At 70.9% G+C, this 25,454-nt stretch carries 28 protein-coding genes; 16 read left to right on the top strand and 12 right to left on the bottom strand.

Translation table 11 applies throughout. The features are described 5' to 3' along the window. Window positions 1-46 precede the first annotated feature (46 nt). On the top strand, window positions 47-976 hold the full coding sequence (locus QRO03_RS14220) for a Ppx/GppA phosphatase family protein (protein ID WP_285138130.1): 930 nt from the start codon (window positions 47-49) through the stop codon (window positions 974-976). Window positions 977-1,132: 156 nt separating this feature from the next. Here the strand turns inward: QRO03_RS14220 and glmM are convergent, their stop codons facing one another. The 5 genes from glmM to QRO03_RS14195 all read right to left on the bottom strand — a co-directional run bounded on the left by glmM (window position 1,133) and on the right by QRO03_RS14195 (window position 5,423). Beyond that, window positions 1,133-2,488, bottom strand: coding sequence for a phosphoglucosamine mutase (glmM, locus tag QRO03_RS14215; RefSeq protein WP_285138129.1), 1,356 nt, complete (start codon window positions 2,486-2,488; stop codon window positions 1,133-1,135). Window positions 2,489-2,502: 14 nt separating this feature from the next. Further along, entirely contained in the window at window positions 2,503-2,973 is a 471-nt protein-coding gene (rpsI, locus tag QRO03_RS14210) for a 30S ribosomal protein S9 (protein ID WP_285138128.1), read from the bottom strand. 24 nt (window positions 2,974-2,997) lie between these two features. Beyond that, a complete protein-coding gene (gene rplM / locus QRO03_RS14205; protein ID WP_183418467.1) occupies window positions 2,998-3,444 on the bottom strand; it encodes a 50S ribosomal protein L13 in 447 nt (148 codons plus the stop codon). A gap of 186 nt (window positions 3,445-3,630) precedes the next feature. Further along, window positions 3,631-4,383 carry a CPBP family intramembrane glutamic endopeptidase gene (locus QRO03_RS14200; protein WP_285138127.1) on the bottom strand — a complete coding sequence of 251 codons (753 nt, stop codon included), beginning with the start codon at window positions 4,381-4,383 and terminating at the stop codon, window positions 3,631-3,633. Between the two features lie 203 nt (window positions 4,384-4,586). Next, the gene (locus QRO03_RS14195) at window positions 4,587-5,423 is read right to left on the bottom strand and encodes an alpha/beta fold hydrolase (RefSeq protein WP_285138126.1); all 837 of its coding nucleotides are present in this window, start codon (window positions 5,421-5,423) and stop codon (window positions 4,587-4,589) included. Window positions 5,424-5,567: 144 nt separating this feature from the next. Here QRO03_RS14195 and QRO03_RS14190 point away from each other — a divergent pair, with 144 nt between their 5' ends. Together QRO03_RS14190 and QRO03_RS14185 are read left to right on the top strand one after the other, a co-directional pair. After that, a complete protein-coding gene (locus QRO03_RS14190; RefSeq protein ID WP_285138125.1) occupies window positions 5,568-6,107 on the top strand; it encodes a PepSY domain-containing protein in 540 nt (179 codons plus the stop codon). Window positions 6,108-6,281: 174 nt separating this feature from the next. Then, window positions 6,282-7,586 (top strand): hemolysin family protein, encoded by a 1,305-nt coding sequence (locus QRO03_RS14185; protein WP_285138124.1) that lies wholly within the window; start codon window positions 6,282-6,284, stop codon window positions 7,584-7,586. A 27-nt stretch (window positions 7,587-7,613) separates the two neighbouring features. Here the strand turns inward: QRO03_RS14185 and QRO03_RS14180 are convergent, their stop codons facing one another. After that, the gene (locus tag QRO03_RS14180; RefSeq protein WP_285138123.1) at window positions 7,614-7,748 is read right to left on the bottom strand and encodes a hypothetical protein; all 135 of its coding nucleotides are present in this window, start codon (window positions 7,746-7,748) and stop codon (window positions 7,614-7,616) included. A 113-nt stretch (window positions 7,749-7,861) separates the two neighbouring features. Between QRO03_RS14180 and QRO03_RS14175 the strand changes: the two genes are divergently transcribed. Continuing rightward, window positions 7,862-8,341 (top strand): MarR family winged helix-turn-helix transcriptional regulator, encoded by a 480-nt coding sequence (locus QRO03_RS14175; RefSeq protein WP_285138122.1) that lies wholly within the window; start codon window positions 7,862-7,864, stop codon window positions 8,339-8,341. Window positions 8,342-8,378: 37 nt separating this feature from the next. After that, window positions 8,379-8,798: an organic hydroperoxide resistance protein gene (locus QRO03_RS14170; RefSeq protein WP_285138121.1), complete on the top strand. Its 420-nt coding sequence runs from the start codon at window positions 8,379-8,381 to the stop codon at window positions 8,796-8,798. 113 nt (window positions 8,799-8,911) lie between these two features. Here the strand turns inward: QRO03_RS14170 and QRO03_RS14165 are convergent, their stop codons facing one another. Then, complete coding sequence (locus QRO03_RS14165) at window positions 8,912-9,982, bottom strand: PIG-L family deacetylase (RefSeq protein ID WP_285138120.1); 1,071 nt, start codon at window positions 9,980-9,982, stop codon at window positions 8,912-8,914. Window positions 9,983-10,213: 231 nt separating this feature from the next. Between QRO03_RS14165 and QRO03_RS14160 the strand changes: the two genes are divergently transcribed. The 3 genes from QRO03_RS14160 to QRO03_RS14150 all read left to right on the top strand — a co-directional run bounded on the left by QRO03_RS14160 (window position 10,214) and on the right by QRO03_RS14150 (window position 11,322). Further along, entirely contained in the window at window positions 10,214-10,507 is a 294-nt protein-coding gene (locus QRO03_RS14160; protein ID WP_285138119.1) for a hypothetical protein, read from the top strand. Window positions 10,508-10,569: 62 nt separating this feature from the next. Continuing rightward, window positions 10,570-11,094, top strand: a complete 525-nt coding sequence (locus QRO03_RS14155; RefSeq protein ID WP_285138118.1) for a YbhB/YbcL family Raf kinase inhibitor-like protein — start codon at window positions 10,570-10,572, stop codon at window positions 11,092-11,094. A 9-nt stretch (window positions 11,095-11,103) separates the two neighbouring features. Beyond that, on the top strand, window positions 11,104-11,322 hold the full coding sequence (locus QRO03_RS14150; protein WP_285138117.1) for a three-helix bundle dimerization domain-containing protein: 219 nt from the start codon (window positions 11,104-11,106) through the stop codon (window positions 11,320-11,322). 6 nt (window positions 11,323-11,328) lie between these two features. Here QRO03_RS14150 and QRO03_RS14145 read toward each other — a convergent pair whose 3' ends face one another. Beyond that, the gene (locus tag QRO03_RS14145) at window positions 11,329-12,426 is read right to left on the bottom strand and encodes a PIG-L family deacetylase (protein WP_285138116.1); all 1,098 of its coding nucleotides are present in this window, start codon (window positions 12,424-12,426) and stop codon (window positions 11,329-11,331) included. A gap of 284 nt (window positions 12,427-12,710) precedes the next feature. On the opposite strand from QRO03_RS14145, the gene QRO03_RS14140 reads away from it, so the two are divergent. The 5 genes from QRO03_RS14140 to QRO03_RS16390 all read left to right on the top strand — a co-directional run bounded on the left by QRO03_RS14140 (window position 12,711) and on the right by QRO03_RS16390 (window position 18,868). After that, a complete protein-coding gene (locus QRO03_RS14140; protein ID WP_502883053.1) occupies window positions 12,711-14,258 on the top strand; it encodes a sugar transferase in 1,548 nt (515 codons plus the stop codon). A gap of 75 nt (window positions 14,259-14,333) precedes the next feature. Then, window positions 14,334-15,659 carry a UDP-glucose dehydrogenase family protein gene (locus QRO03_RS14135; protein ID WP_285138115.1) on the top strand — a complete coding sequence of 442 codons (1,326 nt, stop codon included), beginning with the start codon at window positions 14,334-14,336 and terminating at the stop codon, window positions 15,657-15,659. Between the two features lie 184 nt (window positions 15,660-15,843). After that, window positions 15,844-16,068, top strand: a complete 225-nt coding sequence (locus QRO03_RS14130) for a hypothetical protein (protein WP_285138114.1) — start codon at window positions 15,844-15,846, stop codon at window positions 16,066-16,068. 311 nt (window positions 16,069-16,379) lie between these two features. Continuing rightward, window positions 16,380-18,386 carry an ABC1 kinase family protein gene (locus QRO03_RS14125; RefSeq protein WP_285138113.1) on the top strand — a complete coding sequence of 669 codons (2,007 nt, stop codon included), beginning with the start codon at window positions 16,380-16,382 and terminating at the stop codon, window positions 18,384-18,386. A gap of 47 nt (window positions 18,387-18,433) precedes the next feature. Next, window positions 18,434-18,868, top strand: coding sequence for a VanZ family protein (locus QRO03_RS16390; protein ID WP_350224135.1), 435 nt, complete (start codon window positions 18,434-18,436; stop codon window positions 18,866-18,868). Between the two features lie 304 nt (window positions 18,869-19,172). On the opposite strand, the gene QRO03_RS14115 is transcribed toward QRO03_RS16390, so the two are convergent. After that, window positions 19,173-19,838: an arsenate reductase/protein-tyrosine-phosphatase family protein gene (locus QRO03_RS14115; RefSeq protein ID WP_285138111.1), complete on the bottom strand. Its 666-nt coding sequence runs from the start codon at window positions 19,836-19,838 to the stop codon at window positions 19,173-19,175. Window positions 19,839-20,059: 221 nt separating this feature from the next. On the opposite strand from QRO03_RS14115, the gene QRO03_RS14110 reads away from it, so the two are divergent. Both QRO03_RS14110 and tatC read left to right on the top strand, forming a co-directional pair. Beyond that, on the top strand, window positions 20,060-20,287 hold the full coding sequence (locus tag QRO03_RS14110) for a twin-arginine translocase TatA/TatE family subunit (RefSeq protein ID WP_285138108.1): 228 nt from the start codon (window positions 20,060-20,062) through the stop codon (window positions 20,285-20,287). Window positions 20,288-20,349: 62 nt separating this feature from the next. Further along, window positions 20,350-21,081 carry a twin-arginine translocase subunit TatC gene (tatC, locus tag QRO03_RS14105; RefSeq protein WP_285138107.1) on the top strand — a complete coding sequence of 244 codons (732 nt, stop codon included), beginning with the start codon at window positions 20,350-20,352 and terminating at the stop codon, window positions 21,079-21,081. Between the two features lie 16 nt (window positions 21,082-21,097). Here tatC and QRO03_RS14100 read toward each other — a convergent pair whose 3' ends face one another. After that, window positions 21,098-21,448 carry a DUF6907 domain-containing protein gene (locus QRO03_RS14100; protein WP_285138106.1) on the bottom strand — a complete coding sequence of 117 codons (351 nt, stop codon included), beginning with the start codon at window positions 21,446-21,448 and terminating at the stop codon, window positions 21,098-21,100. Between the two features lie 94 nt (window positions 21,449-21,542). Continuing rightward, window positions 21,543-21,818 carry a helix-turn-helix domain-containing protein gene (locus tag QRO03_RS14095; RefSeq protein WP_285138105.1) on the bottom strand — a complete coding sequence of 92 codons (276 nt, stop codon included), beginning with the start codon at window positions 21,816-21,818 and terminating at the stop codon, window positions 21,543-21,545. 350 nt (window positions 21,819-22,168) lie between these two features. Here QRO03_RS14095 and QRO03_RS14090 point away from each other — a divergent pair, with 350 nt between their 5' ends. Then, on the top strand, window positions 22,169-23,638 hold the full coding sequence (locus QRO03_RS14090) for a sugar transferase (protein WP_285138104.1): 1,470 nt from the start codon (window positions 22,169-22,171) through the stop codon (window positions 23,636-23,638). Window positions 23,639-23,696: 58 nt separating this feature from the next. Here the strand turns inward: QRO03_RS14090 and QRO03_RS14085 are convergent, their stop codons facing one another. Further along, the gene (locus QRO03_RS14085) at window positions 23,697-25,352 is read right to left on the bottom strand and encodes a tyrosine-protein kinase domain-containing protein (RefSeq protein WP_285138103.1); all 1,656 of its coding nucleotides are present in this window, start codon (window positions 25,350-25,352) and stop codon (window positions 23,697-23,699) included. Window positions 25,353-25,454 lie beyond the last annotated feature (102 nt).

Raw genomic sequence — 25,454 nt, 5'->3', positions numbered from 1 at the left:
GCGACGTCGACGCCGGGCGGCCGGGTCGCGCCACTACGCTCGGACCGTGCGCCTGGGAGTTCTCGACATCGGTTCGAACACCGTCCACCTGCTCGTCGCCAACGCCCGCGCGGGAGGTCGGCCGACGGCCACCACGTCGCACCGCTCGGTGCTCCGCCTCATGCGCTACCTGCAGCCCGACGGCTCCATCTCGCCCGAGGGGGTGGAGGGACTGGTGGATGCCGTGGCCGCGGCCTGCGCGCACGCGCGCGCCGAGGGGGTCGATGAGCTCCTCGCCACCGCGACCTCGGCGGTGCGCGAGGCGACCAACGGCGAGGCGGTGATCGCGCGGATCGAGGACGTCCTCGGCCAGCCGCTCCAAGTGCTGGGCGGCGAGACGGAGGCGCGCTTCACCTACCTGGCGGTGCGGCGGTGGTTCGGCTGGTCGGCGGGGCAGATCCTGCTGTTCGACATCGGCGGCGGCTCGCTCGAGATCGCCGGCGGCGGAGACGAGCTGCCCGACCTCGCCGAATCGGTGCCGCTGGGTGCGGGACGCTCGACGGTGCAGTTCCTGCCGCACGACCCGCCCGGCGCCGACGAGATCGACGCGCTGCGTCAGCACGCGATGGCCGTTCTGGCGCCCGTGGCGGAACGCTTCGCGGCGCTCCCCCGGCCCGACCACGTGGTGGGCTCGTCGAAGGCGATCCGCTCGCTCGCCAAGCTCGCGGGGTATCCCGTACCGGGCTGGTCGGGCATCGACCGCATGGTGCTGCCCCGCCGGGAGCTGAAGGACTGGATCCCGCGGCTGGCCCGCATCCCCGCCGACGCGCGCGAGGCACTGCCCGGCATCACCGCCGACCGCACGTTCCAGATCGTCGCCGCGGCCGTCGTCGTCGAGCGGGCGATGAAGGCGCTCGACGTCGAGGAGCTCGAGGTCTCCCCCTGGGCGTTGCGCGAGGGAGTACTCCTCCGCTATATCGAGTCGCTGGAGTACTGACCCACCGTCGTCGCCGCACGGCTTCCGAGTTCGGGGCGGATCTCGCCGTCCGGGGCGTGAGAATCCCTCCCCGAACCGCCGAAGACGCCCCGAACCGAATGAACCGGAGCGGCCCGGGCCGACCGGCGACGCGGGCCGCCGCGGCGGCGGACCGGGTCAGAGCGCCAGGCGCTCCCGCACGACGTCGGCCAAACGATCCGCGTGGGCCCGGGCGACCTCTTCCGACGCCGCCTCGACCATCACGCGGACGAGAGGTTCGGTACCGGACGCGCGCAGCAGCACCCGGCCGGAATCGCCGAGGTCGGCGATGGACGCGGCCACCGCCTCCTGGACGCCCGCGTCGGTCACGCCGTCGCGATCGACGCCGCGCACGTTGACGAGCACCTGCGGGTACACCGTCATCAGAGACGCGAGCTCGGCGAGGGTCTTGCCCTGTCGGGCCATCTCGGCCACGATGTGCAGGCCCGTCAGCAGGCCGTCGCCGGTCGTGGCGAACTCGCTCATGATGACGTGACCTGATTGCTCACCACCGAGGGAGTAGCCCCCCTCGTTCATGGCTTCGAGCACGTAGCGATCGCCGACGCCGGTCTGGAGAACCCGGATGCCGTGGTCGGCCATCGCGCGATGCAGCCCCAGGTTGCTCATGACCGTGGCGACGAGGGTGTCGTCGACGAGCGCGCCGCGTTGCTTCATCGCCACCGCGAGGATGGCCATGATCTGGTCGCCGTCGACGATGTTCCCCTGGGCGTCGACGGCGAGGCAACGGTCGGCGTCGCCGTCGTGGGCGATGCCGACGTCGGCTCCGAGTCGCACGACGGCCTCGGCGAGCACGTCCAGGTGCGTCGAGCCCACGCCGTCGTTGATGTTGAGGCCGTCGGGTTCGGCCCCGATGACGGTGACGGTCGCGCCCGCGTCCTTGAACGTCTCGGGCGACACTCCGGCGGCCGCGCCGTGGGCGCAGTCGAGCACCACGTGGATGCCGTCGAGGCGGTGCGGCAGCGAACCCAGCAGGTGCAGGACGTAGCGGTCCTCGGCGTCGGCGAAGCGACGGATACGGCCGACACCGGCACCCGTGGGCTGCAGGCGCTCACCCTCGAGGGCGAGCTCGATGCGCTGCTCGACGACGTCGGGCAGCTTCGTGCCTCCGCGGGCGAAGATCTTGATCCCGTTGTCGGGAGCGGGGTTGTGCGACGCCGACACCATCACGCCGAAGTCGGCGTCGTGATCGGCGATGAGGAAGGCCGTAGCGGGCGTGGGGATCACCCCGGCGTCGAGTACGTCGACGCCCGAGGAGGCGAGTCCCGCGGAGACCGCGGCCGCGAGGAACTCCCCCGAGACGCGCGGGTCGCGCGCGACGACGGCGGTGAGGCGACGGCCTTCGGCCTTGCGCGCCTCCGCCGAACGGCCCTGGCCCAGGACGACAGCAGTCGCCTGGGCCAGGTGCAGCGCGAGTTCGGCGGTGAGGAGGCCGTTGGCCAGCCCCCGCACCCCGTCCGTGCCGAAAAGAGGCATCCGGAGCGTCGAACTCAGCGCTTGGAGTACTGAGGCGCCTTGCGGGCCTTCTTGAGACCGGCCTTCTTGCGCTCCTTGACGCGAGCGTCGCGCGAGAGGAAGCCGGCCTTCTTCAGGGTCGGGCGGTTGTTCTCGGCGTCGATCTCGTTGAGCGAGCGGGCGATTCCGAGGCGCAGCGCGCCGGCCTGACCCGAGGGGCCACCACCGGAGATGCGAGCGATCACGTCGTACGAGCCGGCGAGCTCGAGCACCGTGAACGGGTCGTTGATCAGCTGCTGGTGCAGCTTGTTCGGGAAGTAGTCCTCGATCGTGCGGCCGTTGACCGTGATCGTGCCGGAGCCCGGGATGAGGCGCACGCGGGCGATGGCCTGCTTGCGGCGGCCGACGGCTGCGCCGGGGACCGAGAGCACGGGGCGCTCGGCGGCGACGGTCGACTGCTCGGCCGGCGTCTCGGTGCTGTAGTTGCTGGGGTCGATGTTCGACACTGTTTCGTCCTTATCCGGCGGCGCTTACTGGGCGACCTGGTCGAAGGTGTATGCCGTGGGCTGCTGAGCACCGTGGGGGTGCTCGGCGCCGCGGTACACCTTGAGCTTCTTGAGCTGCGCCGCGCCGAGGCTGTTCTTGGGCAGCATGCCGCGGATGGCCTTCTCGACCGCGCGGACGGGGTTCTTGTCGAGGAGTTCCTCGTACGTGACCGACTTGAGGCCGCCCGGGTAACCCGAGTGGCGGTAAGCCTTCTTCTTCTGGAGCTTCTGCCCCGTGAGCGCCACCTTTTCGGCGTTGATCACGATGACGAAGTCGCCGGAGTCGATGTGGTTGGCGAAGGTCGCCTTGTGCTTGCCGCGGAGGAGGACCGCCGCGTGCGAGGCGAGACGGCCGAGGACGACGTCGGTGGCGTCGATAACGACCCACTCGCGCGTGACCTCAGCGGCCTTGGGGGTGAAAGTGCGCGTCACAGTAGTGCTGCTTTCTTATTCGAACGGAGGAGTTCGTGAATCCCGCTCCGGTGGTCCGTTGCTCCGTCGATGACGGGGCAACCAGGGCCGGTGGAGGGCTCACGTTCGGGCAACCCGCTCGCAGAGAGGCGGGCACCAAAGAGCAAGACTACGGCATCCGGATGCCACGGCCAAATGCCGCCGCCGTCAGGACAGGAGCGTGCCCGCGGCGAACAGGGCGAAGCCGGACGCATTGAAGACGACGTGCACGGCCACCGCCGGCCAGATACGCCCCGTCCCGATCGTGAACGCCCCCGCGACCACGCTGAGCAGGGTGAGGGCGACGAGGTCCGCGGGATCGCGGAGCGCGGCGAGTTCGTGCGCGGCGACGAAGAGCGCCGTCGACACGGCCACCGCGGCGATCCCCGCCGCGGCACCGCCCACACTGCGCCGGAGGACGGCGTAGGCACTGACCAGCACCACTCCGCGGAACAGCAGCTCCTCGATGGTCGGGGTGAACAGCGAGCCCGCGACCGCGTCGACGACGAAGCCGGGCGGCAGCCCGCCATCGGTCGAGAAGACCGAGGGCCAGGGGGCGTCACCGTCGCCGATACCGGCCACCGCGCCCTGGGCGAGTCGGAGCAGGATGCCGAAGACGAGGCCGTACACGACGTCGATCGCCCGGAACCGGAGCAGACCCCGCGGACGCGAGCGCGCGAAGGCGAGGGCGACGGGCGCCGCCATCGCCGTCCAGATGATCCCCTGCGCGCCGCCGGCGGCCGTCTCGACCGGGAACAGGGCGGGCGCGAGGTGCGCCCCGATCACTCCGACCCCGACCGCGCAGACGGCCCACCCGAGCAGCTCGACGTCCCACCGGGCGGTGCTCGATCCCCCCTCGCGCCACCGTCGACGACGGCGACGGCCCCGGCGGGGAACGGCGGCACCGTCGAGCGAGGACATGCGGGCAGGTTAGGACGCCGGTACGCCGCCCTAGCGCGTCCGGCGATACCCGGGCGGCCTGCTTCACCACCCGCTTCGCCCGTGTCCGCGAGCGGGTGAAGCCGGGGACGACGATGCCCCGCCGCCCGAGGGCGGCGGGGCATGTCCCGTGCGAACGCGTCCACCGCGGATGCGGGCGAGAGTGAGGACGCGAGCGCTGCCGGTCAGCGCTGGAGGAAGTCGATGACCACCCGGTTGAACTCGTCGGCGTGGCTGACGTTCACGCCGTGGGGCGCGCCGGCGACGACGTGGAGCTCGCTCCCCGCGATCGCCTCGTGGGTGCGCTTGCCCGAGCCCTCGAAGGGGACGGTGCCGTCGCTGTCGCCGTGGATGACGAGGGTGGGCACCGTCACGTGGGGCAGGTCGTCACGGAAGTCGGTGGTCGCGAACGCCTCCATCGCCTTCAGCGCTGCGTGGTGATCGGCCTGGTTCGCGAGACGCTCGGCCTCGGCGCGGTCCGCCTCGGACACGGCGAGGGTGCCGCCGACCGAGAAGAAGTCGGTCGTGAACTGGTGATAGAACGCCTTCTCGTCGTCCTTGAGCCCCTGCTTCATGCCGTCGGCGGTCTCGTCGTCGAGCGGCCCCTCCGGGTTGTCGTCGGTCTTGGCCAGGTACGGGGGCACGGCGGAGGCGAAGACGACGCTGTGGATGCGGTCGGCGCCGTGACGCGTGAGGTAACGGGCCACCTCTCCGCCACCCATCGAGAAGCCGACGAGGGTGACGTCGCGCAGGTCGAGGGCCTCGATGACGGCCTTGAGGTCGTCGGAGAAGGTGTCGTAGTCGTATCCGGAGCGCGGCTTGTCGCTGCGGCCGAAGCCGCGGCGGTCATAGGTCACGACGCGGTATCCGGCCGCCTCGATCGCGGGGACCTGGTGCGCCCACGACTCGCCCGAGAGGGGCCAGCCGTGGATGAGGACGACGGGGCGACCGGTGCCGCCGGTGTCGTCGACGTGGAGGTCGATGTCGGTCAGAAGTCCGTGGTGTGCGGTGATCTCGCTCATGTCCACGATGCTTCGACGCCTCCCTGAACACTGCCCCCCGCTTGACGAGCAGGTCTCGAATGGGTAACGCCCTGCCCCGACGCACAGGGCGAGCGCGGATGCAACGGCTCGGGACCGCGCATTCGCCGTCGTTAGCCTTCCGGCATGGCTCCGACCCGCATCCCCGGTATCGCCCTGCTCATCGTCGCCGGCGGGCTGATCCTCAGCGCCTGCGCCCCCGCTACAGGGGGCGGCCCCGTCCCCGGTTCATCGGATGCGCCCGGGAGCGCGGCATCCGGTGCGACCGCTCTCGACGACGACGGCAGGACCGCCGTGACGGCGATCACCACCGCCGAGGCGAGCGCCGGCGGTCGCGGCTTCGAACTGGAACGCGGCGACGACGACGCGTGGGAGGTGCACGTCGCGGTGGGCGAGCGCGAGGTCGAGGTGCGCGTGGCATCCGATGGGACGACCGTGCAGTCGTCGCAGGACCACGACGGCATCGACGCCGAGGAACGTGCCGCGCTGGACGCCGCCGTCACCACGCTGGCCGACGCCGTGCGGATCGCCACGGCGCAGAACCCGGGCGGCGAGCGCGTCGACGAGGTCCAGCTGGAGGAGGACGACGGCACATGGGTGTGGGAGGTCGAGGTGCGCGACGGGACGACGGTGCGCGTCGCGGCCGCCGACGGGGCGGTTCTCTGACCCGCCCGCGAAGCAGAGGCGCGGGTCGGGCGCAACCCTTCGTCCCGACGGCGCGGGCTGCCGCGAGCGTCACTACACTCGCGCCATGAGCCACGCCTGCGACTCCGTCGGTCATAGTCCGAGCGCCCGGGTGACCCCGGGCGCAACCTCCCTTCGATCGGGGGTGACACGCCGATGAACGACCTCGCGCTCAACATCGTCCTCGTCATCGTGTTCGTCTTGATCGGGGGCGTGTTCGCCGCGACCGAGATGGCACTGGTGACCCTGCGCGAGAGCCAGGTCAACGCTCTCGCCGCCCGCGGCAAGCGGGGACAGAAGGTCGCCGACCTCGCACGCAACCCGAACACGTTCCTCTCCGCGGTGCAGATCGGCGTCACGGTGGCGGGGTTCGCCTCCGCCGCGTACGGCGCGTCATCCATCGCCCCTTCGGTCTCTCCGCTGTTCGAGAACCTGGGTCTCGAGCCCGCCATGGCGGCGACGGTGTCGACGATCGCCCTCACCCTCGTGATCGCTTATCTGTCGCTCGTGCTGGGCGAGCTCGTGCCCAAGCGCCTGGCGATTCAGCGCAACGCCGCGTTCGCCTACACGGTCGCCCCGGTGCTGAACGGGTTCGCAAAGCTCATGCGTCCCGTGATCTGGTTGCTGTCGCTGTCGACCAACCTCCTCGTGCGGCTGCTCGGCGGAGATCCGAACAAGACCGGTGAGGAGCTCACCGAGGAGGAACTGCGCGACATCGTGTCCAGTCACGAGGGGCTCCCGGCCGACGAGCGTCGCATCCTCGACGACGTGCTGTCGTTGCGTGGACGGCACGTGAGCGAGGTCATGCGCCCACGGCCCGAGGTGGTGACCCTGGATGCCGGGGGCACGATTGCCGAAGCCCGCGAGACCGTGCGGGATCTGCCCTACTCGCGGTATCCCGTCGCGGAGCAGTCCATCGACGACGTCGTCGGATTCGTCCACGTGCGAGACCTCTCCGACGACACCGGGCGTCCCCTCAGCGCCGTCATGCGCGAGATCCGCTACATCCCCTCCACCGCCCGCGTCCTGCCGACGCTCACGGCGATGCGCGCCGACGGCAGCCACATCGCGGTGGTGGTCGACGAGTACGGCGGCACCGATGGCATCGTGACACTCGAGGACCTGGTCGAGGAGGTGGTCGGCGAGATCTTCGACGAGTACGACACCGACGCCGAGCAGCCGCTGGCCGAGGGCGAGCACGGCGTCGTCGAAGGGCGCCTCAACCTGCAGGACTTCGAGGAGGCGACGGGTGTGACCCTCCCTCGCGGCGCGGCCGACACGGTCGGCGGGTTCGTCGTGGAGCGGCTGGGGCGCCTGGCCCGGGCCGGCGACACCGTCGAGGTCGACGGTGCGACGCTGCAGGTGAGCGCCGTGGAGCGCAGGCGCGTCGCGGAACTGCTGGTCACCCGGCATCCCCTCGACGAAACCGACGCGGACGTGCAGCGAGCGACGCGCGACTGACCAGGACGCCGATCGCGGCGGGGGCGATCAGGCGGTGACGCTCCGCACCGGCGAGGTGTCGCCGAGGGCGAAATGGCGCCCGTTGATGGCGAGCAGGTCCGCGTCCCCGGCGGCGGGGAGACCCGGGGGCGGCGCGAATTCCACGTCACGGCTGCTGATCATGCGCCCCATGCTCACGCGCTCCGCGGCGGCACGGCAGGGCTTGACAAGCGGGTGACGCGCGGCGATCGCAAATAAAGGTTGCGCACAATTGAATTGCGTGCAATGCTTTTGACATGCCCGCAGTCGACGCCCTCGTGTGTTTCGCGCTGTACGCCACCAACCGCGCGACGACCCAGGCCTACCGCGTGCTGCTGGAGCCGTTCGATCTCACTTATCCGCAGTACATCGCCCTGGTGACGCTGTGGGCCGACGGCGAACAGACGGTGAAGAGCCTGGGCGAAGCCCTGCAGCTGGACTCCGGCACCCTGTCGCCGATGCTCGCGCGCATGGAAGCGGCCGGCTACGTCACGCGCACCCGCGCTTCCCGCGATGAGCGCGTGGTCACCGTCGCGCTCACCGATCGCGGCGTCGCCCTGCGTGACGACCTCGCGCACGTGCCGCGGTGCATCGCCGCCGGAGCGGGCTTCACCGACGCCGACGACGCGCGCGAACTCATCGACGCGCTGCACCGTCTCACCGACGCGATGAAAGACCTTCGCGACCACCCTGACGCGGTGCTCGCTTCCGTCGGCGCTCCCCGCCCCTCGGCGTGAGCGCCCCCCACCTATCCGCCCTTCGAAAGGACACCCCATGGAAGCCCTCTACACCGCCGAAGCCGTCTCGACGGGCCACGGTCGCACCGGCCACGTCACCGCCGGCAGCTACATCGACCTCGAGGTCGCTCCCCCCAAGGAGATGGGCGGCTCGGGTCAGGGCACCAATCCCGAGCAGCTCTTCGCCGCCGGCTACGCCGCGTGCTTCCACGGCGCGCTGCACGCGGTGGCCCGCGGACACAAGGTCACGCTGGAGGACTCCTCGGTCGGCGGACGCGTGCAGATCGGCTCGAACGGCCAGGGCGGCTACCAGCTCGCCGTGCTGCTCGAGGTGGTCCTCCCCGGTGTCGACGCCGAGCTCGCCCAGCAGCTCGCCGACGAGGCCCACCAGGTCTGCCCGTACTCCAACGCCACGCGTGGAAACATCGAGGTCACCGTCACGGTCTCCGAGGACTGACCTCCCCTCGACACCGGGGCGGGGCGCTGAGCCCACGAATCGCGTCCCGTCCCGGTCCGCACCACCCCGACGCCGTCCGCTCCGCGGGCGGCGCCGTCGCGTCCGCCTGCGGATCAGCGCAGCTGCAGCTCGCTCTCGGCCTTGCCGTACGAACGACGCAGCCACTGGCCGAAGCCGGGCTGCGACAGGCAGGCGGAAGCGCTCTCGCACGTCACGACGGAGTCCTCCGCGGCGTACGTCCGGTACACATCGACCTTGGCGGCGAGCTCCTCGCCCTCGATGTTGACCGGCTGATGCTGCGAGGGATAGCCGATGTAATACGTGACGGCATCCGCGGGCACCTGCACGGCGGGTGCGACCGCGCGCACGAGCGAGCCGACGCAGGAGTGATCGGGGTGGTCTCCGCGAGCGAACACGCTCTCGTGCGGGATGTTCGTCGTCACGTGGTCGGGGCGTCCGGCGTGGATGAGTTCGGCGACCGTGTCGGCCAGGCGGCTCGCGTCGAGAGCGGGGCCGTCGTCGATCGGGCGGAGCACCGGAACGGTGCCGTTGATGAGCTGCGTCAGGCCCGCATCACCCGTACTGGGGAACCCCTTCGCACTCAGGTTGCCGTCGGGCAGGCGCAGCACGGTGATCGACAGGCGTGGGTCGTCCGAGGGCACGAACCGCGTCGCGCGGGCGCCACTCAGCAACGTGATCTCCCGCGTGTCCCACGGGGCCGTGCTCCCGCGCATCAGATCGTAGGCCGCGCGGATGCCGGCCTCCCGCTGCCGCGCGTAGTCGAGTCCCCGACCCGCGTCACCGGCCGTCACGAAGATCGTGCGCAGGGCGGCCCCCGAGGCAATCACGCCGGCGAGGTGGGGGTTGGCGAAGATGATGTCGTCGTCGGCGTGCGCCCACACGGCGACGGTGGTGTCCTGCCCCGGTTGCTCGAACGCGGGCGATGTCTCCCGCGGCAGCGCACCCGGCGCCGGGACGATCGGGGCGAGCTTCACCCAGGCGCCTTCCGGACCGGCGGACCGGCGGATGTCGCGGTACACCAGCGCGCCGCCCCCCAGCGCGGCCAGACCACCCACGGCGATCCCCCCGAAGACCAGGGCGCGGCGGCTGATGCCGCGTCGCCGACGGGCTCCACCCTCCGCATCGGCACGGTCCCCACGCGAAGGCTCGTCGATGTCACTCACGGCGACTCCGTCCTGTGATGCGCCCCCCGGCGACGGATTTCGGGTACGTCGCGCCCTCAGGCGCCCTTCGACGCTATCGCGCTCGACGCGGCTCTCCCGACGCGTCACCGCGCGCCGCGCGGGTCGGGGCGCGTCGATCATCCGGCGGGCGCCGAGGCCGACGGAGCGGTCCGCACCTCACGCATCGGTGATGCTCAGCGGGCACCTAAGGTCGGTCGGAACACTCGCCGTATGCAGACCACCTCACCGCCGCGGTCACTGACGCCCGTCGCACTCCGCGTTCGCGCGGTGCTCAACGAGTGGGACCCCATCGGCGTTCACCAGATCGGTCATGGCTGGCCCGATGACGAGTACGACGACCTGATCCTGCCCGTGCTCGACGCCCTCGACGTCCATCCCTCGGTGGATCACCTGGCGGCCGAGCTGCGCGAGGTCGTCGAACACGACTACGGGCTCCCGACGCCCTCGGGATCGCACGATGCCGCGCGCTCCCTTCTCGCGCTCGCGACCGAGCGGTCGCACTAACCCGCGGCGACGGCCGGAGCAAGCCCTGCCGTGGCTCCTGCGATCGTCCTAGGGTGCGGTGCATGGTCGATCTCACCCGCCCGCAGACTCCCGATCCGTATCCGCTGCTCCCCGCCGTGGCCGCGTTCGACGTGACGAGCGACGACGTGGTCGATGGGCGACCGCTGGACGACGCGCAGGTCGCCGACGAAGGCGACACCTCGCCGCACCTGCGCTGGTCGAACGTCCCCGACGGCACGAAGTCCTTCACGGTGACGTGCTTCGACCCCGATGCCCCGACGCCGAGCGGCTTCTGGCACTGGGTGCTGGTGGATCTTCCCGCCGACACGCGCGAACTGCCCGCGGGCGCCGCCTCGGCGCCGCTGCCCGAGGGGGCGTTCCACGTGCGCAACGACGGCGGCCGAGCCGGGTTCCTCGGCGCCGCACCGCCCCAGGGCGACCAGCCCCATCGCTACTTCTTCGTCGTTCACGCCGTCGGCGCGGACACCCTGGGCATCGATGCGGATGCCACCCCGGCGGCGGCGTCGTTCGCCCTCGCCTTCACGACCCTGGGCCGAGCCATCGTGCACGGCACCTACCAGCACTGAGGAGCGGTCATGACTCGACGCACCGAAGGTTTCGACAAGGAGCAGACCGTCGCGGGCGTCGAGGAGCGCGTCGCCGCGCGGTTCCCGGGGGCCGCGCCCGACCTGGTCCACGGCGAGGCGGTCGTCGCCGTGGACCGCTACGCCGATGCCCCCGTGAAGGATTTCGTCGAGATCATCGCCGAGCGCGACGCCCGCGCGGCCGTCGAAGAGACCCTCGAACAGGGCTGAGCGGGCTCAACCCAGCTGCAGCTCCGCCTCGGTCTTGGGATAGGAACGCCGCAACCACTCACCGAACTTGCGCGTTCCGAGGCACGCTGCGCGATCGGCGCACCGGATCACCTCGTCCTGCTGCGTGTAGATGCGGTAGGTGTCGACTTTCGCGTCCAGCACCGCCCCCTCGACGTTCCGCGGCAGGTCCGCCGACGGATAGCCCACGAAGTAACGGATGCCGGGTGCCACCGCCGGATCCGAGGACAGGGCGTCGCGTACGACGCTGCCGACGACCGAATGGTCGGGGTGGTCCCCCGGAGCGAAGGCACTCCCCCGAGGGATGTGCGTGAGGACGCGTTGGGGAGCGAAACCCGTCGAGAGCTCGTGCACGGTGGCCAGTACCTGCTCCCGAGACACGGGCGACCCGCCTGAAACGGGCGAGAGCGACGGGATCCCCCCGTCGTAGAGACGACCCAGCGTGGCGAATCCCGTGTCCGCGAACCCCGCTCCCGTGATGTTGCCGTCGGGCAGGCGGAGGAAGATCACCGACACCCGGGGGTCCCCCTGCGGAGTCAGGCGGCGCACGTGAACGCCGCTCGTCAGCGTGAGATCGGTGGAATCCCACAGGCCCTGCGCCCCGCGCATGTCGTTGTAGGCGCGCAGGATGCCGAGTTCTCGGGCTTCGACGTATCGCATCCCCTTGCCCGCGTCACCCGCGGTCACGAACACCGTTCGCACGCAGTCGCCGGCCTCGAGCGCGTCGGAGATGGTCGGGTTGCCGAAGATGATGTCGTCGTCGGGGTGCGCCCACACGCCCATCACGGTGGACGGACCATCGCACCCCTGCGCCGCGGGCGAGGCGGGCGCCTCGGGCGTCGGCGCGGTCGTCGCGCTCGGTGTCGCGGTGGGCGACGGGGATGCCGTCGCGGTGGGCGCGGCCGAGGTCGACGGCGTGGGCGTCGCCGACGCCGCCACCGTCGGGGGGTCCGGCCGCACGACGGCGAAGGCGAACACACCGGCGACCGCCGCGACGACGACGGCGCCGATGACGACGGTCGCGACGAGGCCCGCGGATCGGCGTCGACGGCGGGCGCGGTGCGTGCGCGCGGAGGCGCGAGACATGGATGCCCCTTCTCGGACGACTGACACGGCTGGCCCCGAGCACGGGGATCCCGCGCCGGTCGAGCCGCTCCGGCGCACGCCGGAGTGATCGAGCTGACGCGCGCCCGAGTGTAGGGGAAGACCGGAACGCGAGCGAATACGTCCCCCGCGAGCGCGCAGCGCGCGCTTCCCGTTCACGTTTCGGGCGTATGAAGACATCCGACGGGTGAATCTGCGGGTGACATTGGCCTGTTAGTGTTCGCGAGGTGGGATCGACGCAGGTCGATCGGGGGGAGGCATAGGTCGTGACAGTGGACCTTCGCGGCAGCGCATCGGTGTCGGGTTCGCACCCGCCGGTCGCCGAGACGACATCGGCGCCGCCCACGACCGACAGCCCCACCCCGATGTACCGTCGCGATCCCTGGCGCCGCACGTACCGCCGCGCCCTGGTGATCACCGACCTCCTGTCGCTCGCCTGGGTCGTCTACGGCACGCAGCTGCTCTGGTTCGGTCTCGGCAACGCCCAGCTCGCCGCGCGAAACGACGGGCGCATCACCGACCTGTCGTACTGGGCGTTCTCCGCCATCCTCGTGGTGACCTGGATGTGGGCCCTCGCCTTCGTCGAGTCGCGCAGCGACCGGGTCATCGGAACCGGGTCGGCCGAGTACGTCCGGATCGCCGACGCGAGTTTCCGCCTCTTCGGCGCCGTCGCGATCATCGCCTTCCTCACCCAGATCGACATCGCCCGCGGGTACCTCCTCATCAGCCTCCCGTTGGGGATCGCCGTCCTCCTCTTCACCCGGTGGGTCTGGCGCCAGTGGCTGATCGTGCAGCGCTCGAAGGGGCGCTACTCCGCGAACGTCCTGCTCGTCGGGTCGCTGACCTCGGTCACCCAGTTGGCGCGCGAGTTCGCCCGGATGCCCAGCGCGGGCTATCGCGTGGTCGGCGCCTGCGTCCCGAACGGCAAGATCGCCGACGTCATCCCCGGCACGGACATCCCGGTCATGGGTCACGTGGGAGACGTGTCCCGCGCCCTCGAGGTCACCGGCGCCGACACCGTCGCCGTCACGAGCGCCGACGAACTGCCCGCCGACAAGGTCAAAGAGATCTCGTGGAGCCTCGAGGCCGGGCGTCAGCACCTCGTGCTCGCCCCGAGCATCGTCGACATCGCCGGTCCCCGCCTGCACACACGCCCCGTCGCGGGCCTTCCTCTCATCCACGTGGAAACCCCGAAGTTCTCCCGCGGTCAGAGCTTCCTCAAGCGCACGGTCGACCTCACCGCCGCGTCGGTGGGTGTCGTCCTGTTGAGCCCGCTCCTGGTCTTCCTCATGCTCTCGGTCCGTCTCTCCAGCGACGGTCCGATCTTCTTCCGGCAGACACGCGTGGGTTTCCGCGGCCGCGAGTTCACGATGATCAAGTTCCGCTCGATGGTGGTCAACGCCGAGGAGCTGCTCGCCCAGCTCGCCGAGCAGCAGCGCGACTCGGGCAACGAGGTCCTCTTCAAGATGAAGAACGACCCGCGGGTGACGCCGATCGGTCGCGTCATGCGCAAGTACAGCCTCGACGAGCTCCCCCAGCTGTTCAACGTCATCGGGGGCTCGATGTCTCTGGTCGGCCCGCGTCCTCCGCTTCCTTCGGAGGTCGCCGTCTACGCCGACCACGTGCACCGGCGGTTCCTCGCCAAGCCGGGCATCACCGGTCTGTGGCAGGTCAGCGGGCGCTCCTCGCTGTCCTGGGAGGAGTCGGTTCGTCTCGACCTTTCGTACGTCGAGAATTGGACCCTGCTCGGAGACTTCGTCATCCTGGGTAGGACCGCCCGCGCCGCGCTCGCGCCGGGCGAGACCGCCGCGTAAGACTTCCACCCCGTTCCCTTTCCCGAGTGCCGGCGCCGCCGGCGCGGGACGACACCCCTCCGAAAGGCTTCCATCGTGCGTCTGTCTGTAGTTGGTTGCGGTTATTTGGGAGCCGTGCACGCCGCGGCCATGGCATCCATCGGTCACGAGGTCGTCGGCATCGACGTCGATGAGCGCAAGATCGACGTCCTGTCGAAGGGCCAGGCGCCCTTCTTCGAGCCCGGCCTGCAGGAGATCCTCACCGAGGGCATCGCGTCGGGCCGCCTGTCGTTCACCACCGACATGGCCGCCGCGCAGGGCGCGAAGGTCCACTTCGTGGGCGTCGGCACCCCGCAGCAGGCCGGCGGGCACGCCGCCGACCTCACCTACGTGGATGCCGCGATCGACGGCCTGGTGCCCTACCTCAGCGACGGCGACATCGTCGCCGGCAAGTCCACGGTCCCCGTCGGCACCGCCGCTCGCCTCGCTCCCCGCGTGGCCGAGCGCGGCGCCACCCTGGTGTGGAACCCGGAGTTCCTCCGCGAGGGCTGGGCCGTGCAGGACACCATCGACCCCGACCGCCTCGTGGCGGGCGTGCCCACCGAGAACGGCGCTCCGTCCGCCGAGGGCGAGCGCACGGCCCAGGTGCTGCGCGAGGTCTACCACCCCTCCATCGCCAAGGGCACGCCCTTCATCGTCACCGACTACGCCACGGCCGAGCTCGTGAAGGTCTCGGCCAACGCGTTCCTGGCGACCAAGATCAGCTTCATCAACGCCATCGCCGAGATCGCCGAGGTCACCGGGGCCGACGTCACGACGCTGGCCGACGCCATCGGTCACGACGCCCGCATCGGGCGACGCTTCCTCGGCGCGGGGATCGGCTTCGGCGGCGGGTGCCTGCCGAAGGACATCCGCGCCTTCTCGGCGCGGGCCGAGGAGCTCGGCCGCGGCGAGTCCGTCGCCTTCCTGCGCGAGATCGACGCGATCAACCTGCGTCGGCGCGACCGTGCCGTCGAGCTCACCACCGATGCGCTCGGCGGCAGCGTGTTCGAGAAGAAGATCGCCGTGCTCGGCGCGGCCTTCAAGCCGCACAGCGACGACATCCGCGACTCCCCCGCGCTCGACGTCGCGGTGCGTCTGCACGGCCTCGGCGCCCGCGTCACGCTGACCGACCCCGCCGCGATCGAGAACGCGCGTCGCATCCACCCCCAGTTGACGTACGAGGAGGACCTCGACGCGACCCTGCGCGACGCCGACGCCGTCATCGTCGTCACGGAGTGGGACGAGTACCGGCGCGAGCTCTCCCCCGAGCACGCCGCGTCGCTCGCCCGCGGGCTGGTCGTGGTGGACGGCCGCAACTGCCTCGACCCCGCCGCGTGGCGCGCAGCGGGATGGACTTACTTCGGCATGGGTCGCCCCTGACCGACCCGCCGTCGACGAGACGCCCCGACCGTTCGGTCGGGGCGTCTCTTGCGTGGTGCAGGATGCATCGACGGCGGGCGTGACGATTCGCGTGCTCGACACGTCTCCTTTATGACGAGCCCATCCGCCTCCCCATCGGGGACGAGACGGCGAGCGGGATCACCTCGTCCGAACGGAGGATGCCATGCGCAACAGAATCATCGTGATCGGCGCCGTCGCGCTCATCGCCTACGTGGTGGGCACCCGCACCTCGAGGGTCCAGGTGAAGAACCGGGAATCGGTGGGACATCAGGTCGTCCGCCTGTGGAACGACCCCCGTGCGCGCAAGCGCCGTCACAAGGCCGCGAAGAAGGCCGCCGCAGCGGCCGAGAAGCGCGCGAAGAAGACGTTCCGCGACCTGCGCCACTGAGTCGGGTCGGTGAGGGGGTGCCGCCGGCGGGCACCCTGGGGATAACGTCCGTTCCCCGGCATCCGCATGTCAAGATGTGCATGTCACACCGAGGAGAACCATGGACACCACCCCGCTCCCCCTCCCCGTCCGGGGCGCCGCCGACGAGGCCGATGCCGACGACCTCGTCGACGGGGCCCTCGGGTTCGCGCCGCACTGCCCTCGCTGCTTGCGCACCTGCGAGCCCTGGCAGGCGGGTCGCGCCTTTGCCTGGCGGTGTCCGGACTGCGCACTCCCCCTAATCGGCTGATCGCGGAGGCTACGCTGACCCCGTGGTCGCCAGCATCCTCATCTCGATCTCCGCCGTCGTCTCGGCCGTGCTCGTCGGCTTCGTCGCGCGCCGCATCATCGGCACGGCGGTGGGGTGGCCGCGGAGCATCGTGGTGGGTCTGCTGGTGTTCGTGTTGGGGGTGCCGTCGGCGGCGTGGACCCTGAGGCAGACGGGTCTCACCGCGGCGGGAGACACGATCCCCGCCGAAGACGTCTGGCTGTGGGTGGGGCTCGTCGCCCTGTCCCTCGCCTGGGTATTCGCCCTCGGCGTCGCGGCGCTGGTCGCGAGCGAGGCGATCTTCCCCACGCGTGCGTTGCCCAACCCCGTCGACCTCGTCCGCGCGGCGTTGCGTCAGCGCAAGCGCACGCGCCGGTACCTCGAGATCCTCACCATCGCCTCACGACACGGTGTGGGCTGGCTGTTCCACGGTGGCCGCTCCCGGGTCGAAGAGCAGTTGAGCACGTCCGAGGAGCGAGCCAACGCCATCGTGGCGACGATCAACGACGCGGGGGTGAGCTTCGTCAAACTCGGCCAGGTGCTCTCGACCCGCCGCGACCTCGTTCCCGAGCCCTACCTCAGCGCACTGGCATCCCTGCAGACGAACGCCACGACGCTGCCGTGGTCGACGGTGCGACAGGTCATCGAGGCGGACCTCGGAGCCGCGATCGACGAGGTGTTCGCCGAGGTGGACCCCACTCCCCTCGCCGCCGCCTCCGTCGCGCAGGTCCACCGGGCGCGCCTCTTGGACGGCACGCGCGTGGTCGTGAAGGTGCAGCGCCCCGCGGCACGCGCCCAGGTCGAGGCGGATGCCGACATCATCGGCCGCCTGGCACACCGCACCGAGGCGCGCACCCGTGTCGGCCGCGACCTGCGTCTCGAGGCCGTTGCGCGCGGGTTCACCGCCACCCTGCTCGAGGAGCTCGACTACCGCATCGAAGCGCGCAACACGTCGATGATCGGAGCGACCCTCGACGAGATCGACCGCGCGGAGCCCGGCCGACGCGGTGTCGTCACGGCGCCGCGTGTCTTCCCGGCCGCGTCCCATCAGCGGGTGCTGACGATGGAACTCGTCGACGGCGCGGCGCTGAGCGACTCCGCCGACAGGCTCTCGGCGATGGATGCCGAGCAACGCGACCGTCTCGCGCAGGTGCTCATGTCGACGGTGATCGAACAGATCCTCGTCTACGGCGTGTTCCACGCCGACCTGCACCCGGGCAACGTGCTCCTGCGGGCCGACGGGACCCTCGGGATGATCGACTTCGGCGCCGTGGGGATCATCGAACGCAGTCGGCGACAGCAACTGACCGCCCTGCTGCTGGCCGCGCTCAGCGAGAACGACGTCGCCGCCGCCGATGCGCTCCTCCTCATCGTCGACGTCCCCGATGATCTCGACTTCGACGCCTTCCGCCACGACGTGGGCGTGGTCCTCACGACCGAGCACCTGCGCACGACCGGACACGGATCGATCTTCACGCGGATGGTCGACGTCATCCGGCAGCACCGCATCGCGCTGCCGGGCGAGCTGGCCTCCGCCTTCCGCAGCTTCGCCACCCTCGAGGGGTGTCTGCGGGTGCTCGTCGACGACTTCGACATGGCCGGTCGGGCCCTGCCGCTCATGCCCACGTTGCTGCGGCGCACCCTGTCGCTCTCGCGGATGGCGACCGACCTCCAAGCCCAGTCCGTGATCGCCCTCGCGCGCCTCGAGCAGGTGCCCCGTCGGCTCGACGCTCTCCTGACGGGCGCCGAGAACGGCTCGATCGGCATCACTCTGCGCGGACAGGACGGCTCCGACATCAGCGACATCCTCGGACGCGCGACCGGCGAGATCGCGTCGACGCTCGTCTCGATCGCGGCCGTGGTGATCGCCGTGGTCCTCGTCATCGCGGGCGGAGGACCCGTTCTGGGTGGGTCGATCACCCTCTTCGCCGTCCTGGGCGCCGTCGTCGGGCTCTTCGGCTTCCTCGGACTGCTGAGGATCGTGCGCCGCGGCTTCACCCGTCGCGGCTGAGTCGCGCGCGGCGCGTCGACGGTGCGCGGCTGCGCTTACGGTGTGGCGTGCTTTCCGTCCCGCATCACTCCGGAGACCGTCGGACCGTCAGGACCGTCGGTCGGCTCGGGATCGTCGCCGCGGCGATCTATCTCGTGCTCCTCGCGGTCATCCTCCTGTCGCCCACCCATCTCGACCGGGATGCGGACCTGGTCTTCCGCCTCGCGTTCCGCCTCTTCCCCTCCGCCAACGGGCGGGAGGTGGATTTCGGTCTGAACGTGCTGCTCTTCCTTCCGTTCGGCGGCCTCCTGGCGCCTCTCCTGCCGCGACATGCCTGGGCGGTCCTGGTCATCGCCTGGGGCGTTCCGACGCTCGTCGAGATCGCCCAGGGACTCCTCCTGCCGGCCCGCGTCAGCAGCATCTTCGACGTCGTCGCCAACGCCGCTGGCAGCCTCACGGGGGTTCTGCTCGTTGCGGGCCTGCGCCGTCGGCTCAACCCGTGATTCACCCGTCGGAGAGTCACGTTCCACCCGCTCGCCGTCGCTCTCCGCCGCTCTGCGCACGTCGGCTCCCAGCTCGCGCAGGATGCGTCGGGGATGCAGTTGCCGCGGATCGTATTCGCGCCAATCGGGAGCCATGTCGTCGAGATCGCGGGTGACCTGGGCTCTGCCCTGCTGGTACAGGGCATGCACTCGTCCGACCATCTGCGGGAGCTTCCGACGCCATTCGACGAGGCGCGAGGGCCCCACGATCAGCCCGATCAGAACGCCGACGAAGATGAGCTTGTCGAGCTCGATCCCGAACATCTCAACCCCTCCGCGCCGCGCGGCGGCTCGCCGGCACACCGTGGCGGGTGCGGTACTCCCGACGCGTGCCGGCGACGCGCTGTGTCGTCTCGAGCGGAGATCCGAGTGCGGGCAGTCCCGCCATCGCCCCCAGGATCGTCGAGACGGCCCGGGTGGCCTGGCGCTCGAACTCGGTCCACACCTCCGCGGGCCGACCGACCGGGTCGATGACGTCGTCGACGTCATCGACCGCCGTCCGCCCGGCCAGACGCGCCCGCGACGCCGCGCGGACGAGCCCGGCCCAGTCGGACGCCGCAGCCTGCACGGCCTCGTCGTCCACGAGACGCGCGAACTCCCGCACCGTGAACACGCTCGAGAGCAGGTCGGGCCGCAGATCGAGCACCACCCTGCGGTGGGCGCGTTCGGCGCACAGCACCGTGTCGCCGGTCGCGAGGACACCGTCGGCGAGACGACGCGTGCGATGAGCGGAGAGCTCGAGTCCGAAGGTGCGCCCGAGGCCGACGACCTCGGACGCCGCTTCGTCGCCCGGCCGCGCCGCGGTTCCCGCGCTCTCGACCTGCGGAGCATCATCGGTCATCACCGAGAGCCGTGACGAAAGCAGCCCGGCGATGAAGGGCGAACGGATCATGTTGGCCGTACAGACGACGACGATGCGGTTGCCCCCCACGGTTCCCTTTCGCGACAGCGCGACCCCGTCCGTGCGACGGTCGCTTCGGCGCCCAGTCAAACGGATACCCCCTCGACCAGCGTCCACCGCGGCCCGGCGCCGACATCCGCTCCACGGGGTGATATCCCGGATGCCGACGGGCGAGGTTGCGGTCGTCTTCGACGATCGCCCGCGCGTCCGGTCGAACATGGGCACTTGACCCCCCCACACGAAAGGTCGTCATGGGCATCTTCGGGAACGCATTCTCCGGCTGGCACCTCCTCCTCATCCTCGCCGTCGTCCTGCTGCTGTTCGGCGCGGCGAAGCTCCCCGGGCTGGCCAAGAGCGTCGGCGAGTCGGTGCGCATCCTGCGCACCGAGAGCAAGGACACGGCCGCAACGGGTGACGACGAGCCCACCACGCCCGCAGACCCGGACCGCACCCGGCCCGGGTCGTCGTCCACGACGTGACGCGGGCTCCGAAGGCTCGCCGTCCGCGCAAGCCGCGTTCGACAGATGGGACAGGAGGGGCCATGCCCCTCCTGTCCCATCTGTCCGAGTTGCGCAAGCGTCTGGCGATCGCCGCGGTCGCCATCGTGATCGGTGGGGTGGTCGGCTTCGCGCTGTCGGACGCCCTCATCGCGGCGGCCGCCGATCCGCTCTCCCACGTGCACGGCCCCTCGATGACGGGGCTCAACTTCACCCGCATCGGCGAGGCGTTCGATCTGCGGTTCAAGATCGCGATGACGGTCGGCATCGTGCTCGCGTCGCCGGTGTGGATCGCTCAGGCCTGGGCATTCCTCGTGCCGGGGCTCACCTCGCGCGAACGACGCACCGGCGTCACGTTCGTCGGCCTGGCCGTGCCGTTGTTCCTCGGCGGCGCCTGCTTCGCATGGGTGATCGTGCCGCAGATCGTCGAGTTGCTCGCCGGCTTCGCGCCGTCGGGTTCGACGACCATGCTCACGGCGAGCCAGTACTTCGATTTCCTCCTCAAGCTCGTGATCGGTGTCGGCCTGGCCTTCGTGTCGCCACTGGCGATCATCGCCCTCAACGCGGTCGGCGTGCTCAGCGCCCGCAGCGTCGTGCGGGGCTGGCGCGTCGCGCTCGTCGTGATCGTCGTCTTCTCGGCGGCGGTGACGCCGCCCGCTGACCTGATGAGCATGGGGATCATCGCTCTACCGCTCTGCGTGCTCTACGTCGGCGCGGCGGCATGGACATGGGTGCACGACCGGCGGGCAGCGCGCCGCGCGCGCTCGACCGCGTGACCTGTGCGGCGACGGCTCAGTGCCCGTCGCCGTCTCGGCCGAGGATCCCGCCGGGCCCGATCTCGTCGTGCAGCCGTCGCTGCAGGAGCCTCGCCCCGTCGCGCGTCAGCGCCAACGACGCACCGATCCCCGTCTCGATGACGATCCACGTCTCGGACTCCCCCGCGCGGCGAAGTGCGCCGAGTTCGAGCTCGGTCTCGCGCCCGGGGCCGTGATCCTCCGCCCTTCGGGCCGTCACCGTCAGGGCGACACCCGCGCTGCGGTGATCCTCGTCGTCGGGGTGCACCGTGGCTCCGTGCGCGGTGACGCACCACGGGTGAATGCACCGCCCGTCGCCGACACCGTCGGTGAGGAGTCGCTGGTTCATGCCTGACACCTTTCTCGCGGGGCCGTCGCACGCGACGACGACCCGAACATCGGTGGGCACGAACGAAGTGAACCGCGAACCTCCGACATCGCGGTCAGTGCGCGGGTGGAAGCCCCTCCGGAGGGGTGGGGATCAGCTCGCGCAGTGGCACGCCGAGCACGTCGGCCAGTGCCACGAGTGTGCGCAGCCTCGGATTCGCCGCCGTACCGGGGTTCGACTCGCCCTTCTCCAGCTTCCGGTAGGTGAAGGTCGCGAGACCCGCGGCGTGAGCCACCTGCTCCTGCGACATCCGCTTCTCGGCTCGGGCGCGCAGCATCCGGGCGCCGAGCTCGCGCGCGAAGTCGTTCCAGGGGTCGGGCTCGTCGCTCATCGGTCCAGCTTGCAGGCCCACCCACTCTCACATGAACATGTAAACATTTCTCAGAGCGTTCGTGCGCCCCACCTTGTGTGGCGCCCGACGGAGGTGAGGGGTCCTCCCGCGCGGGTGAGGGGAGGGGCGATCGTGGCCGGACGACGCGGGATCCCGGTCGACGGACGGGTTCCGACAGGCCTGTCGCCTCACGAGGAGAAACCGTCGCGTGGCGCTTCACCCCGCCCCCGCCGTCACGCCGCACCGTCGGGCTTCAGCGCGGCGATGGGAGAGTGCCCGCGCCCACCGCTGCGTCCAACCCCGGGCGCCGGTCTCGTGAACATCCGACGGGCATCGACCACGGAGCACACATGAGCACATCCGTCTCACTCATCGAGTCACCCGAGCAGTCCCGCAGCCTCACCTCCCACACCCGCGCGTCTTCCTGGCAGCGTCGATACGCGCGCTGGGTGACCGTCGTGGACGCCGTCGTCGTGACGGCGGTCACCCTCGGCACCCAGGTCCTCTGGCTCGGTCCGCACCCCGTCGCCGTCGCCTCCTCACCGTTCTCGTACACGACCGTCTCCGTCGGACTGAGCGTCGCGTGGATGGCCGCCCTGTCGCTCTGGGGCACCCGCCAAGCGCGCGTCGTCGGGTACGGCGTCGCCGAGTACCGTCTCGTCGTCGCCGCGTCCGTGCAGTTGTTCGGGCTGGTGGCCATCGTCGCGTACCTGACGGGGGCGGAACTGTCCCGCGGATACTTCCTCCTCGGACTCCCGCTCGGCTGCCTCGCGCTGATCGTCGGCAGGCTCCTGTGCCGAGGCGGGCTCGCGCGAAGACGGCGGGGCGGCTCGATGAGCGCGCGGGTCGTGCTGATCGGCAGCGCGGAGGAGAACGCCCGCGTCGCCACCGAGCTCGCCCGCCAGCCGTCGGCGGGGCTCCAGGTCGTCGGAGTCCACACCCTCGACCGCGCCGCGTTCGGATCGACGTGGTCGGAGGAGCAGGCACGGCACCTGCGCCGACGGCTCGACGACCTCGATGCCGACAGTGTCCTGGTGTCCGGCGGCGCCGTGGTGGATGCGCACGACATCCGGCGGATCGGCTGGAGCCTCGACCCGGGACGCCAGCACCTCATCGTCGCCGTGAACCTCACCGATGTGGCCGGCCCCCGGTTGCACACGCGCCCCGTCGCGGGACTCCCGCTGGTGCACATCGAGACCCCGCAGTACTCGATGACGCAACGCGTCCTCAAGCGCGCGTTCGACATCGCGGGAGCGGGCCTGCTCGTCGTCCTCCTGTCGCCGGTCTTCGCCGCGCTGGCCGTGCTCGTGCGCGCGTCCGGTCCCGGACCGATCCTGTATCGCCAGGAACGCGTCGGCCAGGGCGGCAGCCGCTTCGGCATGCTGAAGTTCCGCTCCATGGTGGATGGCGCGGATTCCCGCCTCCAACAGCTGCTCAGCGAGCAGGGCCGCGACGGCACGCCCCTGTTCAAGGTGGAGAACGACCCCCGCATCACGCCTGTCGGACGGTGGCTCCGCAAATTCTCGCTCGACGAGCTGCCGCAGCTGTTCAACGTCCTGGGGGGTCAGATGAGCCTCGTGGGTCCTCGACCGCAGCGCGAGGCCGAGGTGGAGTTCTACGATGACGACGCCCACCGCCGCCTCATCGTGCGTCCGGGGATGAGCGGGCTCTGGCAGGTCAGCGGGCGATCGGCGCTGGCGTGGGATGACGCCATCCGCCTCGACCTGTTCTACGTCGAGAACTGGTCGCTCGTCGGCGACATCGTCATCCTGCTCCGTACCTTCAAGGCGGTGCTCGCCCCGGGCGGCACCGCGCACTGAACACGACGAAGGCGCCGGCTCTCAGGAGCCGGCGCCTTCGTCGTGTCCGTGCGGGTGATCAGCCGCGGCGGGTGCGACGACGGCTCACCGTGTCGACGGCGGTCGGTTCCTCCGCGGACGGCACCGCGATTTCACTCTGGACATCACCCTCGGCCGTGGATGACGTCCTCCGCTGCGACAGGGTGCGCAACCCGCTGACGTTCTCCGGCGGCAGCCCGCCGGACCGCCGGCGCGGCGCCGCCTCCTGCTCGGCCGGGACGGCTTCGGCTTTCTTGCCGCGTCGGCGCAGACTCAGACGCCGCCAGCCCTTCACCGAGGACCGCGGCATCCCGTAGCCGTAGCCGTAGTATCCGCCGTACTGCGATCCGTAGTAGCCGGAATCGGCCCCGCGCAACGGCATCCGGTTCAGCACGACACCCAGGAGATGCCCGCGGGTCTTGGCGATGTTCTCGGTCGCGCGGGTCAGCATGTCGTCGGTCGTACGCCCGGCGGTCACGACGAGCACGGCGCCGTCGGCCCAGCTCGCGATCACGGCCGCGTCGGCGACGGCGAGGGTCGGCGGCGAATCGACGATGACGACCATGTCGTCCGCGAGCTTGCGGGCGAGCGACTGCATGCGCTGCGACCCCACCATCTCGCTCGGGTTGGGGGGCGTGCGCCCCGCCGCCACCACGAACAGCCGACCATGTTCGTCCACCTGGTGGGCGACCTGTTCGATCTGCGCACGGCCGGCCAGGACGTCCGACAGACCCACGTCGTCGGAGAACCCGAACATCCCGCCCACGACCGGGCGCCGCATGTCGGCGTCGATGAGGACGACGGACTGCCCCGTCGCGGCGATGCTGACGGCGAGGTTCGCGGCGATGGTCGACTTGCCGTCACCGGGGAGCGGGCTCGTGACCACCAGCACACGGGCGGGACGGTCGACGTCGACGTACTGCAGGTTGGTGCGCAGCTCGCGCATCGCCTCCTTGTGGGCGAAGGACCCGCGCCCGTCCTTGATGTCGTCGAAGGAGAACACGGCGCGCCCGCCGGCCAGCTCCTTGTCGACGGGGAGGACGCCGACGACCGAGGCGTCGACGGCGTCGGTGATGTCGCGCGCCGAGCGCACCCGCCGGTCGAACGCCCGCCGGACGAGGGCGAAGATGAGCCCGGCGACTCCACCGGCGAGCGCTCCGAGGCTGACGTCGAGCCGCACGTTCGGCGACGAGGGGGCTGTCGGCAGACGGGCCGAGTCACCGGCGACGAGTCGCACCGCGCTCTGACCGCCCCCGCCCGTCTCGAGCTGGTCGACCTCCTGGGTCATGCCGCGGATCCACGCTTCGGCGAGATCCCGCGCGGACTCCGGCGTCGGGCCGGTGGCATCCACTCGGACGTTGACGGTGTCGATGGGGTTCGAGACCCGGACGCGCTGCACGAGCGATTCCGGGCTGTCGGAGAGCCCCAGCTGCCCCCGCGCGGTCTCGGCGACGCTGCGCCAGTAGCCCATGTCGATGAACGACTTCACCTTGGACAGGGCGAGCTGATCGCCCGCGAGCGCGGCGCCGGTGGAACCGTCGGATGCCACGGCTGCCACGTAGCCGCTCGCGTCCGCGGTGTAGACCCGCGGCTGGAGCGAGCTCCACCCGAACCCCGCCAGCCCACCCACGACGATCAGGGCGACGATCGCCTTCCAATACGCGCGCACGACGCGCACCATCCGTTGAATGTCCACAACGTCCGCCTTTCGCGACGCGACGGCGGCACCGTCGGTCGCCCGCAGCATAGGCATACGCAGGAGCCGATGAAGATGCGCCGGCGGACCCCGCCCGGCGGG

Origin of the sequence: Microbacterium sp. lyk4-40-TSB-66 (assembly GCF_030209475.1) — a bacterium.
GTDB lineage: Bacteria > Actinomycetota > Actinomycetes > Actinomycetales > Microbacteriaceae > Microbacterium.
Note: the sequence above shows the minus strand (reverse complement) of the source record. Positions and strands in the feature narration are given on the sequence as shown.